A 14,463-nucleotide genomic window follows, 5' to 3' on the forward strand; every position below is an offset into this window, starting at 1 on the left:
ACTGGTGGAAAAACAGTCCAGCGGTGCGGCGGCGGAGATCCAGATCTGCGCTGCCGGCGCTATGACCTCGGGACTTTTTCACCGAAACTGTTCTGTTCAGGCGTCCGGCGGCTTGGCCGCCCCGTCTGCCGGTGACACTCCGGCCGTGAGGCCGTCGAACGGAGTCGATATGGACGCTGCAATCAAATCCATCCGCCCGGGCAAGCCCTCCGACCGGCAGCCCGAGAGCCGCCCGGCCGAGCTTGATCCTGCCGAATTCCTCACGGCCGCCGTCCGCGCCGACCAGCCGCGCCCTGCGCGCGCCGAGGCGGAAGCGGCGGTGAAGACGCTGCTCGCCTATATCGGCGAGAACACCGAGCGCGAGGGCCTGCTCGACACGCCGCGTCGCGTCGTCGAGGCTTTCGACGAGCTCTATCAGGGCTACCACCAGTGCCCGGCCGAGGTGCTCGACCGCACCTTCGGCGAGACCGCAGGCTATGACGATTTCGTCCTGGTGCGCGACATCGAGTTCACCTCGCAATGCGAGCATCACATGATGCCGTTCTACGGCAAGGCGCACATCGCCTATACGCCGGTGGAGCGCGTCGTCGGCCTGTCCAAGCTTGCCCGCCTGACCGACATCTTCGCCCGCCGGCTCCAGACCCAGGAGCACCTCACCGCGCAGATCGCCGCCGCGATCGACGAGGTGCTCAAGCCGCGCGGTGTTGCGGTGCTGATCGAGGCCGAGCATACCTGCATGTCGGTGCGCGGCGTCGCCAAGCACGGCGCCTCCACCTTCACCAGCCGCTTCACCGGCATGTTCCGCGACAATCCGGCGGAGCAGGCCCGTTTCCTGTCCCTGGTGCGAGGCACGACGCGCTGACCTCGCGAAAACCGGCGAGAGTTACTGTGTCCGCTCACGCCCATGAGATCGAGGAAGGCCTCGCCTTCCTCCCCAGGTTCGATGCCGCTGGCCTCGTGACGGTCGTCGCCACCGACGTCGCCACCGGCGACGTGCTCATGGTCGCGCACATGAACGAGGAGGCGCTGCGCAAGACGATTGCGACCGGCGAAGCCTGGTACTTCAGCCGCTCGCGCAATGCCTTGTGGCGAAAAGGTGAGACGTCGGGTCAGACCCAGCGCGTGGTCGAGATGCGCACCGATTGCGATCAGGACGCGGTCTGGATCCGTGTCGAGCAGATCGGTGCGGCCTGCCACACCGGCCGGCGGTCGTGCTTCTACCGCAAGGTCGAGACCGAGGGCGGAGGAGCGAAGCTGGTCTTCACCGACGCCGAGCGGCTGTTCGACCCAGACGCGGTCTATAAGAAATAGCTCGCTGTCATTCCGGGACGCACCGAAGGTGCGAGCCCGGAATCCATTCAGCCGACGAGAGGCGCCTTAACCCCGCATTAACCATCCCTGTCCCACGGTGAGACGACGGGCGCCGAATTGCCGGCGTTGCTCAACGCCGCGCGGGGCGGGCACTTCATCATGTCGATCGACAATTTCAGTGCCACGCAGACGGCCGGCCTCGATCCGTCGCGGGCGCGTGTTGCCGGTGCGATCAAGCAGGCCTCGAACATCACGGGCGTCAGCTTCCAGTACATGCTGACCACCGCCAAGATGGAATCGGATTTCGATCCGACGGCGGGGGCCACCACCTCGTCCGCGCACGGGCTCTATCAGTTCATCGACCAGACCTGGCTCGGCACGGTGAAGGAGGCGGGCACCCAGCTCGGCTACGGCAGCTATGCCGACGCCATCACCAGGACGTCGTCGGGCACTTACACCGTCGATGATCCCGTCAAGAAGCGGTCGATCATGAAGCTGCGCGACGACCCCGAAGCCGCTTCCGCCATGGCGGCGGCGTTGACGCAGTCGAACAGTTTCAAGCTCACCGGTCTGCTCGGGCGCAGGCCGAGCGACAGCGAGCTCTACATGGCGCACTTCATGGGCGTCAGCGGCGCCGCAAAGCTCATCGCCAACGCCGAGGACAATCCGCAAGCGGTCGGCGCGAGGCTGTTTCCCAACGCGGCGGCCGCCAACCGCCCGATCTTCTACGCCAAGGACGGCCGCGCCCGCAGCGTCTCCGAGGTCTATTCGGTCCTGGACGCCCGCTATGCCAGCGCCGCGAATTCGAAAGTCACGCGCAGTGCGATGGCGATGTATGGCGGCACGCCGTCGACCTCGCAGGTCGCGAGTGCCAATGCAGTCGTGCCCACTGCACCTGTCGTGGACAACGCCGCCTATCTCCAGACTTTCCCGAATACCCGCACAGTGACGCCCGTCAGCGCGACGTCGTCGACGCAGGTCGCGGACAACGCGCCGAGTACGCCGGTGTTTCGTTCGATCTATCAGCCCGGCGATGCCACGCAGCCGGTCTCGACCACGGTGCAGAAATTATGGGGCAACAATGCCTCGCTCACCTCGGTCGCCTCAGTGACGCCGGACGTGCGGCCGCCGCAGCCGCTCGATCTCTTCAGCGATCGCAGCGGGACGTTCTCGAGCTAGCCGAGATCGCGTGTCCCGGACGCGCTGCAGCGTGAAACGCTGCTGCGCAGAGCCGGGGCCCATGCTGCAGCAACGATACTTCGAAGCCTGGGCCCCGGCTCTGCAGCGCATCGCCCGAGGAGGCGCTGCACTGCGTCGGGGCACACATCTCAGGCGGCTTTGCTCCCTTAACAAATCATCAATAAAACCAGCCAGTTATGGTGAACGCTTTGTTAAGCGTCGTGGTTTATTTTGTGTTGCAGGTGACGAGCCGTCACCGTTTTTCGTTTGTTGTGTAAGCCGGAAGCAGCATGATTGTTCGGCAGTTCATCAATTGGATCAGGACGGCGCCCGCAGGCGAGCGGGCCGAGGCAACACGGGCGCTGGCCCGGGCCTGGCTGATCTCGGACCTTTCTGCAGACGACCGCACCGCCGCCGAAGGCGCGCTTCTGATGCTGCTGGACGATCCCTCGCCGCTGGTACGGCAGGCGATGGCCGAAGCCTTTGCCCGCAGCCTCGACGCGCCGGCCGCAATCGTGCGGGCGCTGTCGGCCGATCAGCCGACGGTCGCGCTGCCGGTGCTCGAACATTCCCCGCTCTTGATCGACGCCGATCTCGTCGACATCGTCGCGACCGGCAGCGAGGAGGTGCAATGCGCGGTCGCCCGGCGCATCGCATTGCCGGTCTCGGTGTGCGCCGCCATCGCCGAAGTCGGCTGCGCGGCTGCCGCGCTGGAGCTGATCGAAAATCCCCACGCCGAGCTCGCCCCGTTCTCCTGGGACCGGATCGTCGAGCGTCACGGCCATCTCGCCGCGATCCGCGAGGCGATGCTGGTGCTGGAGGATCTACCGGCCGCAACGCGTGCGGCGCTGGTGGCAAAGCTCTCCGAGACGCTGGCCCAATTCGTCGTGGCGCGGAACTGGCTTAGCGCCGACCGCGCCGATCGCATCACCGTCGAAGCGCGCGACCGCTCCACCATGAACATTGCGGCGCGCTCGCGCGGCGATGACATGCAGGGCCTGGTCCGGCATTTGCGCATCACCGGCCAGCTGACAGCGGGCCTGATCCTGCGCGCACTGCTGTCGGGCAATCTGGGCTTGTTCGACGCGGCACTCGCCGAGCTCGCCGATCTGCCGCTGGCGCGCGTCTCGGCGCTGCTGCACGACCGCGGCGGCAACAGCGTGCACGCGCTGCTCCGTCGCGCCGGGCTTCCGGAGGCGACGTTTGCGGCGTTCCAGGTCGCGCTCGATGCCTGCCACGAGCAGGGCTTCGTCGACAGCGACGACGGCGCGGCGCGGCTGCGCCGGCGCATGGTCGAACGCGTGCTGACCCATTGCGAGTCCGATCGCGGCGCCACCGAGCCCCTGATGGTCCTGCTGCGCCGCTTCGCCACCGAGTCCGCGCGCGAAGAGGCGCGGCTGTTCTGCGACGAGATTGTCGCGGATGATGCGTTCGATCCGGTCTACGACGATCTGATCGCGGCGTAGATGGATCCGCAAATTCCGTCATTGCGAGCGCAGCGAAGCAATCCAGACTGTTTCCGCGGAGGGATTCTGGATTGCTTCGCTGCGCTCGCAATGACGAGGAGAGAGTGAAGCCTTACTCCACGGGCGCGATGCTCGGTGCCAGGATCACTTCGAGATGCTCGGGGCGGTCGCGGTTGACGTGGGCAAGATAATCATCCGCGACCTTGCGCAGGCGGCGGCTGAGCTCGGCCGAGACGCTGATTCTGTCGAGCCTGGTGTTCTCGTTCACGATGGCGAGAATGGCGTTGATGTGGTGCGTGAACAGCTCGGCCGGCACCTTGTCCAGATCAGGCGCGTGCTCGATGACGCGGCACAGGCTTTCGGCGATGCCCGCTGCCGAAGGAAAGCCGAACGTCGCCGCATCGCCCTTGATGTCGTGCGCGGCGTGAAAGAGCTCGTCGCGCAGTTTCTTCGTGAAGCCGTCCTTCTGCACGGCCGTCCAGGCGGCGGACAGTCTCTGGACCTCGATCGCCATCCAGTCCTTGAACTCACCGGAGAGGCTCGCGAGCGCCTGCTCGGCGCGGGCGATCGGGTCGTCCATGTCCTTGTCTTCGACACGGCGCAGGACCTTGCGCAGCGGATTGGGCTGCGTGATGACCTGGTGCGTGGCGAAGGCCTTGACCTCGATGTCCTTTGCGCTGTTCTTCGCCATGATGCCTGCCTCGTCTGAAGAGGTTGCGCTAGATGGAGGAGCGGGCCTTGTCGAGCAGCGAGGGCTGCTGCAGCACCTCGTGCTTTTCGCCGACGCGGCGCTCCGGGCCCATATAGGCGGAGTTGGTGTTACGACGCCGGTCGGGGCCGAAATAGGTCTTGGTCTTGATGAAGGGGCGGGGATTGGCGACGACGTTGAGGATGCGCTGATAGAGCCCCTTGGCCGAGATCGGCTTGGCCAGAAATTCCGTGACGCCGGCATCGCGCGCGACCGTAACGCGGCGCTTCTCCGAATGGCCGGTCAGCATGATGATCGGTGCGTAAGGATTGCCCTTGGATTCCGGCTGGCGGATCATCTGCGCGAGCTCGAGCCCGTCGAAGATCGGCATAGCCCAGTCCGTGATGACGATGTCGGGCACGTAGTGGCTGTACATTTCGAGCGCCGTGGCGCCGTCCTCGGCCTCATAGACCTCGCGTGCGCCGAACGAGTGCAGCAGCGTCCGCAGGATGCGGCGCATGTGCGGATTGTCGTCGCAGACGAGGAAGCGCAGCTTGTTGAAGTCGATACGGAACATGACGCCCGGGCCAAAAGCGGGTCAACCTTCGTTAACCATATCGTGGCGTGGGTTAACGAAGGGTTGCCGGCCGCCGGAGGCTCAGTAGCCGAACTGCTCCCGCAAGATACGCTCTTCCAGGCTGTGTCCAGGGTCGAACAGCATCCGCATCGAGATGCTCTTGTCCGAGAGCACCTCGACGCGCCGGACCCTGCGCACCTCCTCGTGGTCGGCGACCGCGGCAACGGGGCGCTTGTCGTCTTCCAGCACCTCGATCACGACATAGGCGGTATTGGGCAGCAGGGCGCCGCGCCAGCGCCGCGGCCGGAAGGCGCTGATTGGCGTCAGTGCCAGCAGGGCGGCGTTGATCGGTAGGATCGGGCCTTGGGCGGAGAGGTTGTAGGCAGTCGAGCCTGCCGGCGTCGCCACGATGATGCCATCGGCGATCAGCTCCGGCATGCGCTCGCGCTCGTCGATCAGGATCCGCAAGCGCGCCGCCTGGGAGGTCTGGCGAAACAGGTAGACCTCGTTGATGGCGTGGTGCAGGTGGACGCGGTCGTTCACGTCGGTCGCGCGCATCAAGAGCGGATTGATCTCGGACTCATGCGCCGTCTCGAGCCGTTGGCGCAGATCATGCGTCGAGTACTCGTTCATCAGGAAGCCGACCGTGCCGCGGTGCATGCCGTAGATCGGCTTTCCCGTCCGCATGTGGTGGTGCAGCGTCTGCAGCATCAGGCCGTCGCCGCCGAGCGCGACGACCACGTCGGCCTCGTCGGGATCGCAATTGCCATAGTCCCGGGTCAGCTGGCCAAAGGCGGCCTGCGCCTCGTTGCTCGGGCTGGCGACGAAGGCGATCCGGTCGTATCGCGCAGGCTTGGTCATGGCGTCTCGGCAGGGCCGCTGGCTCGAGGAAGGTTCCGCCGGGCTCCTCTATACGAGGTGGGCCTGCATTGTCGAGGATGACCCGTTGCAAAGCAACCGGGCGGCCCGTTGAGCGGCCGCCCGGTTCAATTCAGGGTAAAGACAGGGTCGATTGCCGCGGATCAATATTTTGCGATGACGGCGCCCGGGGTGAAGCGATAGTTCACGCCGATCTTGACCTGGGACAGGCTGCCACTGTCGCGCATCGTGGTGACGCCGTCGCTCATCAGCGACGTCCGGCTGCCGAGATCGATGTAGTCGTACTCGGCCTTTGCCGACCAGTTCTTGCCAAGGTCGAACTCGGTCCCGTAGCCGATCAGCCAGCCGCTGCGATAGCCGCTGCTGCTGAAGCCGTCGGTGGCCCCGCCGAACTGGTTGACGCAGGGACCGAGCTGGAAGACGCCGACGACGGCGCCATTGAGCGGGCCGAACACGCAATTGACGTTGGTGCGGTCCTGAGCCCAGGCGCCGCCGGCCTTTGCGTAGATCAGGGTGCGGTTCCAGGAATAGCCGACGCGGCCGGACAGGGTCGCGATCCAGTCCGACGAGTTCTGGCAATTGAGCAGCAACGCGAGGTTCTGGACCGTGGTGCAGGTGCGCGATCCGCGCAAATTCGTCGCCGCGATGTCGCCCTCGATGCCGAGCACCCAGTTGCTGGGCATCTGGTAATTATAGCCGACCTGGAGGCCGCCGAGGCCGCCGAACACGCGCGGATTGTTGCCGTCGATCGGATCGCCGGCAAAGCGGATGTCCGTCTTGCCGTATTCGACACCGAGCGAGCCGCCGACATAGACGCCGGTCCAGTTGGTCGGCGCAATGACGGTGCCTGCCGCCTTGGCCGGGGCCTTCAGCGGCATGATCGAGGCGATCTGTTCCGGCGTGAACTGGTAGCGAAGGCCGGCATTGGCGGTCCAGCCGTCGATGTTTTCGCCGTTGCGATAGTCACCGCGGACGAAGCCGAGCCAGCCGGTGTTGGCGAGCTGGCCGGCAACACCGAGCGAGTACTGACCGTAGGTGCCGACCCGGCTCGTGCTGGTGTTCTGCGAAATCGCGATCGGGATGACGCCGAACACGCTGGCGTTCAGGCTGTTGACCGACGAGGTCACGTCGCCGGCGAACTCGTGGAAGACGCTGACCGAGGCGAAGGGCTGCAGGATCAGGTTGCCTGAGGTGATCGTCGTGCCGCCACGCAGGGTGAGGCGCCCGATCTTGCTCTCGATTGGCGAAGTGGTCACGGTCGAGACGATGCCTTGCGAGACGGCGCCGCCGCTCAAGGTGTAGTCGTCGACATTGGTCCGCGACCAGGTGAAGCCCGCGGACGGCTCGATGAACCAATTGTTGGCCAAGGCGAAGTTGTAGCCGACCGAGGCTGACACGGAGGTGCCGCGCGCGCCGATCTGCTGGTTGAACAGCCCGACGCCGACATTGGTCAGGTCGGCGCGGTAAAACTCTTCCCGCACCATGATGTCCGCGAAGAAGCGGCCGTAAGTTGCGACGACATAGGCGCCGAGGAATGGAACCTCGAAATTCGTGCTGCCACCCGCGTTGTCGGTGGCCTTGGACGACAGATAGCCGGCGGTGGTGCCGACGTGAACGTTCCAGCCGCGCCAGTTCAGTCGTGAGATGTCCTGGCCGACCTGAACACCCCCGAAGCTCTGATGAACCGAGCCGGCGCAGTTGAAGTTCGATGCAGCACCGAGCACCGGATTGAAGATGCCGGCGTTGACCGTGCCGGTCGAGGTCGAGGTGAACTTGTTGGTGACCTCGCCGCCGACGCCGCGGATCCAGACCCCGCCACCGGGCTGCTCGGGCTTCGGATCGGCGGGCGCCGAGACGAATGCGCTGCCTTGCTGCGTGAGGAATGCGGTGTTGGTGGTGCCGAGAGCACCGGCGACAGACCCGGAAGCGGCGCCGGTCGAGGCCGAGATCGCCGCAAGTTGTGCGCCGAAGAATCCCGCACCGGGGCCTGTGACGCCACCAGTACATTGCGCGAAGGCTGCCGACGAGCTCAGCGAAAGCGCGACCACGGCACCGGACAAGAGCTTCGTGCTGCTGATCCGCCCGGTCAGCTTGAGCACAAACTGCCTCATTCCCAGCCCCCAAAAATCGGAAATTATGGAATCAACAGACGCAGCAACACTCCGAAACGAAGCTAAAGGAGCGGCGCTTGCACTGGAAGCGGCGCGACGCGACTTCCATTTGATCGGCGGCCGATTTCCAATCGGCTGTACCGGAGCCGCCACATGTGGCGGGATGTCGCAGGCATGACCACGCGGGCTGTGATGGGCATCACGCAGCCCTTCGAGATGTTCGGAATACCTCTCTGAACTGCCGTTCCGGCGCATTGATCGGAGCGACGTGCGGCGATAAAACATGAATAGATTTAGCGATTTTCGGGCCAGCGCGTGAATGCCGAGTCCCTCGCAAGGGATCAAGATCGGCGCATTAGCGTACGTTCGGCATGGATTTTATGATGCTCCGGCGTCTGATCGCAGCGGTGGCGATGATCGGCGGGACCCTCCTGGCCGTGGTCCTGTCGAGCGATTGCGCGTTCGCCGAGCGGCGCGTGGCGCTGGTGGTCGGCAACTCGCTCTATCAATCCGTGCCGCAGCTGCCCAATCCGTCCCGCGATGCCACCTCGGTCGCGAAGATGTTTCGCGATGCCGGCTTCGACACCGTCGAGACGCTGAACAATGTCGGCAACCTCGAGTTCAAGCGCGCGATCCGCAAGTTCGAGACGACGGCGGACCAAGCCGACATCGCGGTCGTCTATTATGCCGGACATGGGCTCGAGATCGGCGGCACCAATTATCTCATCCCGGTTGATGCGAGGCTGGCTTCCGACCGCGACGCCGACGACGAGGCCATTCCGCTGGAGCGGCTTGTCTCCTCGGCGGATGGTGCAAAGCGGCTTCGGCTGATCATTCTCGACGCTTGCCGCGACAATCCGTTCGTCGGCACGATGAAGCGCGAGCGGCGCAACACTGCAACCCGCGCGGTCAGCGGCGGCCTCGGCAAGGTCGAGCCGACCATGACCGACACGTTGATCGCCTACGCGGCGAAGGCCGGCTCGACGGCGGATGATGGCGATGGCGATCACAGTCCGTTCACCACGTCGATCCTCAAGAATCTTCCCGTCCCTGGTCTCGACATTCGCCTTGCCTTCGGCCGCGTCAGGGATGAAGTCTTGAAGGCGACGGCCAATCGCCAGGAGCCGTATGTTTACGGCGCGCTCGGCGGCGGCACGATCTCGCTGGTACCGGCGCCGGCCGTGCCGCGCGAGGCGCCGGTCAGTGACGTCAAGGCGGATTACGACCTGGTGCAGAAGATCGGCACGCGGCGGGCATGGGAGGTCTTCCTCGCGACCCATCCGACCGGCTTCTATGCCGAGCTGGCACGGGCGCAGATCGAGGCATTGGCGAGCCAGCCGCAAGCGCCGCCGTCCAATATCCAGGTTGCCGCCTATCCACAGTCGGCGCCGCCTAGCCGCGATGCGCCGCCCACCCGCGAACAGATCGAGTGGGACAAGATCAAGGACAGCGTCGACATCCCCGTGCTGCAGCGTTTCATCAGGCGTTTTCCCGACGCGCCGCTCGCGATCACCGCGCAGCAGCGCGTCGATCTGTTGAAACAGGCGATCCAGGAGCGCGAGGACAAGGCGCGCGCCGAACGCGAGGCGGCGCGCCAGGCTGCCGAGGAGGCCAAGCGCAAGGCGGACGCGGAGAAGGCCGAGCTCGCCGCACAGAAGAAGCGCGAGGACGACGAGCGCCGCGGCCGCGAGGCCGAGGCGGCCGAGAAGGCGAGGGCGGCCGCGGCCGCTGCTGCCGCAGAGAAGAAGCGCCAGGACGATGAACGCCGCGCCGCTGCGGCCGAAGCCGAGCGCCTTGCCAAAGCGGCCGAGGCCGAGCGCAAGGCGCAGGAAGCCAGGCAGAAAGCCGAGCAGGCCGAGCGCGACCGGCTTGCGGCGGAGGCTGCTGCAGCAAAGGCCGCCGCGGAGAAGCAGGCACGCGATGCGGAGGATGCGCGCAAGAAGGCCGAGATCGCCGCCGCCAAGGAGGCCAGCGCAGCCGAGAAGAAGCGTCTCGAGGACGAACGCCGCGCCGCAGCCGCCGAAGCCGAGCGCCTCGCCAAGGCGGCCGAGGCCGAGCGCAAGGCGCAGGAGGCCAGGCAGAAGGCGGAGCAGGCCGAGCGCGATCGTGCGGCAGCCGCGGCTGCTGCCGCGAAGGCGGCCGCCGAGAAGCAGGCTAGGGAGGCCGAGGAGGCGCGCAAGGCGGCCGAGCTCGCCGCGTCCAGGGAAGCCGCTTGTAAAGAACAGCAGGGCAAGCTCGACGCGATCATCGCCAAGGGCAGCGAGGGCACGGGCATCGACGACCTCAAGGCATTCTCCAGGACGGTTACCTGCGACCGGCTCGGGCCGGTCGTCGTCGCGGCGATCGACCGTTTCAATGCGGAGGCCGCCAAGCGGGCGGCGACCCAGCCGAACTCGCCGCAGCTCGTGACTTCGGCGCAGACCGAGCTGGTCCGGCTGGGATGTCTGACCGGCAAGCCCGACGGCAAGCTGAGCGAGCCGACCAAGGCCGCGCTCGTCCGCTATTTCAGCATCGGTGGGCAGCCGACCGAGGCCGACAAGGTCAGTGTGACTCAGGATCTCGTCGGGGAGCTCGCCAAGCGCGCCACGCGCGTCTGCCCGATCCAATGCAAGGGCGACGAAACGCTGAAGGGCGACCTCTGCGTTGCCAATGAGAAACCGGCGCCGGCGGCGACCGCCTCGCGCAAGACCGAGGACGAGGACAAGCCGCGCCGCAAGCAGTCGAGCCGCGAAGCCGACCGCGAGCCGGTCAGGCGTGCGAGGCCCGAGAATGATGCGCCGCGCGCCCGGCAGCAGGCCGTCGCACGTCCGAGCATCGTGAGTGGCGGCGGCGGTCATAGCACCATGATCGGCGTCGGGTTCTGAAACGATCGGCGGCCGGCGGCGTTAGCTGGCTGGTGTTGGGGTGAGGGACGGAGCGGGACATGAATCGGTTTCATTCGCTGACGCTTGCTGCGGCCGCCTCGGCGGCGGTCACGATGTCGGCGGCAGCGCCTGCTGCTGCTGATCAAGGCGAGGGACGCATCGCCAGGCCCATCACGTCGGGGCATCGGGCCTTGCATGCCGCTCGGCCGGCGATCGTGCGCGTCCGCCCACCGACCCGTGTTGCTTCGATACCCATCGATTCCTCCTGCCGCGGATGTCGCGATTTCGTGTTGATACTCGGCATCGGCTTTTAGGGCTCCGATCCCCCAAAGCGTCGCAATTGCCGGCTAGGGTCTCGCGTGGGATCGAGGCTGCGGTCGAGCGCCGCCGAACAGAGAGAGCTGTCATGGTGATGCGTCGATCGGCGCTGCGTCGCGTAGGTCTGGCACTCGCTTTGTTCGTGCTCGCAGGCTTTGCGCATGCGGATGAACCGCAACCGCGCTCCGAAGCGGCCGCGCCGGCCGGACAGAAGGGTGGGCGCGGCGGCGGCGCGCAAAACGCGGCGCAGACGCCGTCGTCCACGGCCGAGGCGCACCGTCTCCCGCCGGATTCGACCACGAAGCAGACGCTCGATCTGCCCGGCCGGACGCTGAGCTTCACGGCCACCGCCGGCTCGATCCGCGTATTCGACGGCAAGGGCGAGCCGCTGGCCGACATCGCAGTCACCTCCTACGAGCTCGACGGTGCCGATCGCGCCACGCGCCCGGTGACGTTCCTGTTCAACGGCGGGCCTGGAGCCTCCTCGGCCTGGCTTCAGTTCGGCGCGGCCGGGCCGTGGCGCCTGCCGCTCGACGGCGAGGCGCTGTCGCCGTCGGCGTCGCCCGAGGTGAAGCCGAACGCGGAGACCTGGCTCGACTTCACCGATCTCGTCTTCGTCGACCCGGTCAGTACCGGCTACAGCCGCTTCGTGGCGAGCGGCGAGGACGCGCGGAAGTCGTTCTACTCGGTCGATGGCGACGTCAATTCGATCGCGCTCGTGATCCGCCGCTGGCTCGAACGGCACGAGCGGCTGACCTCGCCGAAATACGTCGCCGGCGAAAGCTATGGCGGCATTCGCGGGCCGAAGGTCGTGCGCCAGTTGCAGCTCCAGCACGGCGTCGGCGTCAGGGGCTTGATCCTGGTCTCGCCGCTCTTGGACTTCCGCGAGTTCACCGGAACGAGCCTCCTGCAATATGTCGCGACACTGCCGAGCTATGTGGCGGTGGCGCGCGAAGCCAAAGGCCCGGTCAAGCGCGCCGACCTCGCCGACGTCGAGGCTTACGCGCGCGGTGAGTTTCTTGCCGACCTCGTCAAGGGCGAGGCGGACAAGGAGGCCACCAATCGTCTGGCCGACAAGGTTGCCGAGCTCACCGGCATCGACCAGGCGGTGAGCCGCCGCCTCGCCGGCCGCTTCGACGTCGGCGAATTCCGCCGCGAATTCGACCGCAAGAACGGCAAGGTGACCGGACGCTACGACGCCTCGGTGCGCGGCTTCGATCCCTATCCGGATTCCAGCAGCTCGCGCTTCGGCGATCCCTCCGGCGATGCGCTCCAGGCGCCGCTGACGAGCGCCGCGGTCGACGTGCTCTCGCGCAAGCTCAACTGGCGGCCCGACGGCTCCTATGAAGTCCTGAACGGCGCCGTCGAAGGTCACTGGGATTTCGGCCGCGGCATCAACCCGCCGCAATCGGTCTCCGAGCTGCGCCAGATCCTGGCCACCGATGCCAAGCTGAACGTGCTGGTCGCGCATGGCCTGTTCGACCTTGCCACGCCCTATTTCGGAACGAAGCGGGTGCTCGACCAGCTGCCGGCCTTCGCGACCCAGCGGGTGAAGTTCGTGGTCTATCCCGGCGGCCACATGTTCTATTCGCGCGACGGCTCGCGGCAGGCGCTTCGCAGCGAGGTCGAGGCGCTCATCAGGGAGTAGGCCGGCGCTTGCGCGGCGGATACCGGCGCGCGATCTCGCGAGCGACGACTTTTTCCGGCTTCACGTTCGCGCCGGCGATCCAGATGTCGCTGATCTTGCCGCGCTTGTCGCGGATCCGGCGCACCGGCTCGCCGTGGCTGGAATAGCCGGCAGCCCAGGCGAGCTTGCCGGTGTCGCGGCCGGTCACCTCGATCTCGGCGGCATCCATGAACGGGTTGTTGAATTGCGGGTTGGCGACGAGCACGCGGTTGCCTGCCGGGACGAGGTCGGTCGCGCCCCAGATCGTCCACCAGCGCCCGGTCCAGTCGCGCAGGCGCCGGTCGGGCGCGCCGCGGGTCTGGAAGATGCGCAAGATCTGCATCGCGCCGTCCATCCAGAACGGCGCCGCGCCGTCGATCGAGTTGCTGAGGATGCTGATCGAAAGCTCGCAAGCCGGAATGGAGCAGGTGCGCGAGATATAGCCCTGAAAGCCGCCGCCATGGCCGAACCAGTCCCAACCATCGGTCTTGCCGGCATTGACGCCCAAGCCATAATAGGCCTCGAAGCTCTGCGGGATGCGCCAATGGTTTCGCGTCATCTCGCGGCGGCTCGCAGAAGACAGCACACTCTTCTTCGCATTGGGTGCCAATTGCGCGAAGAAGCGGGCGGTGTCGGCGGCGGTGGCGACGAAGCCTGCGGCAGATGCCATCGCATGTGCGGGATTGTCGCCGGGGATCACGCAGCGCTCGCCAAACGGCACCTTTCGCGTGTGGCCGCGCGCGAACGCTGCACCCTTGGGAAGCGGTGCGTCCGGCTCGGTTTCGCGAAGGCCTGCGGACTCGATGATCTCGCGCTTGATCCAGACGGAGTAGGGCTCCTTCGCAATCGTCTCGATCACGAGACCGAGCAGGCCAAAGCCGTGATTGGAATATTTGAAGCGCGTGCCGGGCTCGATCGCGGTCGGCAGCTTCAATTCCGCAAGCAACTCCCTCGCGTCGAGATAGGGGCGGCTGTCGATGAACTGGCCGGAATCGGCGCCGTCGCGTGTCAGGCCCGCGCTGTGCGACAGCACTTGCGCAATCGTGGTCTGGGCGACGCGCGGATGGAGGCCGCCGACATATTGGCCGACATTGTCGTCGAGCCGGAGCTTACGCTGCTCGCGCAGCTTCATGATGCCGGCCGAGGTGAAGCTCTTGGAGTGCGAGGCGATGCGAAAGCGATGGCGCGGGGTGAGCTTCTCGCCGGCATCGAGATTGGCGAGGCCGAACGCATGCTCGGCGACGACCTCGCCGCGATGGGCGAAGGCCACGATGACGCCCGGCTGCTGGATCGTCGTCAGCTGGTAGTCGATCCAGGAGCCGATGTAGTCGATCGCGGATCGCAGCCACGTGTCCATTGCGCTACCGGTTTGCGAGGGAGGTTGGTGCGCGAGGCTAGCCGAAA

The 14,463-nt window shown here is 66.3% G+C and carries 11 protein-coding genes; 6 read left to right on the top strand and 5 right to left on the bottom strand.

The features are described from left to right. Window positions 1-169: 169 nt before the first annotated feature. The 4 genes from folE to XI05_RS28060 all read left to right on the top strand — a co-directional run bounded on the left by folE (window position 170) and on the right by XI05_RS28060 (window position 3,956). Window positions 170-862: a GTP cyclohydrolase I FolE gene (gene folE, locus XI05_RS28045; protein WP_271507834.1), complete on the top strand. Its 693-nt coding sequence runs from the start codon at window positions 170-172 to the stop codon at window positions 860-862. Between the two features lie 26 nt (window positions 863-888). Further along, window positions 889-1,311, top strand: a complete 423-nt coding sequence (gene hisI / locus XI05_RS28050; protein WP_271507837.1) for a phosphoribosyl-AMP cyclohydrolase — start codon at window positions 889-891, stop codon at window positions 1,309-1,311. Window positions 1,312-1,470: 159 nt separating this feature from the next. Beyond that, entirely contained in the window at window positions 1,471-2,490 is a 1,020-nt protein-coding gene (locus XI05_RS28055; RefSeq protein ID WP_271507840.1) for a lytic transglycosylase domain-containing protein, read from the top strand. 290 nt (window positions 2,491-2,780) lie between these two features. Continuing rightward, window positions 2,781-3,956: a DUF2336 domain-containing protein gene (locus XI05_RS28060; RefSeq protein WP_271507843.1), complete on the top strand. Its 1,176-nt coding sequence runs from the start codon at window positions 2,781-2,783 to the stop codon at window positions 3,954-3,956. A gap of 112 nt (window positions 3,957-4,068) precedes the next feature. Here XI05_RS28060 and XI05_RS28065 read toward each other — a convergent pair whose 3' ends face one another. The 4 genes from XI05_RS28065 to XI05_RS28080 all read right to left on the bottom strand — a co-directional run bounded on the left by XI05_RS28065 (window position 4,069) and on the right by XI05_RS28080 (window position 8,211). Then, window positions 4,069-4,647: an Hpt domain-containing protein gene (locus tag XI05_RS28065; protein WP_271507845.1), complete on the bottom strand. Its 579-nt coding sequence runs from the start codon at window positions 4,645-4,647 to the stop codon at window positions 4,069-4,071. A gap of 28 nt (window positions 4,648-4,675) precedes the next feature. Continuing rightward, complete coding sequence (locus tag XI05_RS28070) at window positions 4,676-5,221, bottom strand: response regulator (RefSeq protein WP_008549760.1); 546 nt, start codon at window positions 5,219-5,221, stop codon at window positions 4,676-4,678. Window positions 5,222-5,302: 81 nt separating this feature from the next. Beyond that, window positions 5,303-6,082 (bottom strand): NAD kinase, encoded by a 780-nt coding sequence (locus XI05_RS28075; RefSeq protein WP_036010536.1) that lies wholly within the window; start codon window positions 6,080-6,082, stop codon window positions 5,303-5,305. Window positions 6,083-6,243: 161 nt separating this feature from the next. Beyond that, on the bottom strand, window positions 6,244-8,211 hold the full coding sequence (locus XI05_RS28080) for an autotransporter domain-containing protein (RefSeq protein ID WP_271507849.1): 1,968 nt from the start codon (window positions 8,209-8,211) through the stop codon (window positions 6,244-6,246). 383 nt (window positions 8,212-8,594) lie between these two features. Here XI05_RS28080 and XI05_RS28085 point away from each other — a divergent pair, with 383 nt between their 5' ends. Together XI05_RS28085 and XI05_RS28090 are read left to right on the top strand one after the other, a co-directional pair. Next, window positions 8,595-11,075, top strand: a complete 2,481-nt coding sequence (locus tag XI05_RS28085) for a caspase family protein (RefSeq protein WP_271507852.1) — start codon at window positions 8,595-8,597, stop codon at window positions 11,073-11,075. Between the two features lie 406 nt (window positions 11,076-11,481). Continuing rightward, complete coding sequence (locus XI05_RS28090) at window positions 11,482-13,041, top strand: S10 family peptidase (protein ID WP_271507854.1); 1,560 nt, start codon at window positions 11,482-11,484, stop codon at window positions 13,039-13,041. On the opposite strand, the gene XI05_RS28095 is transcribed toward XI05_RS28090, so the two are convergent. Next, entirely contained in the window at window positions 13,031-14,416 is a 1,386-nt protein-coding gene (locus XI05_RS28095; RefSeq protein WP_271507857.1) for a serine hydrolase domain-containing protein, read from the bottom strand. The genes XI05_RS28090 and XI05_RS28095 overlap by 11 nt on opposite strands. Between the last annotated feature and the right edge of the window lie 47 nt (window positions 14,417-14,463).

It is taken from the genome of Bradyrhizobium sp. CCBAU 11357 (genome assembly GCF_028128865.1).
GTDB lineage: Bacteria > Pseudomonadota > Alphaproteobacteria > Rhizobiales > Xanthobacteraceae > Bradyrhizobium.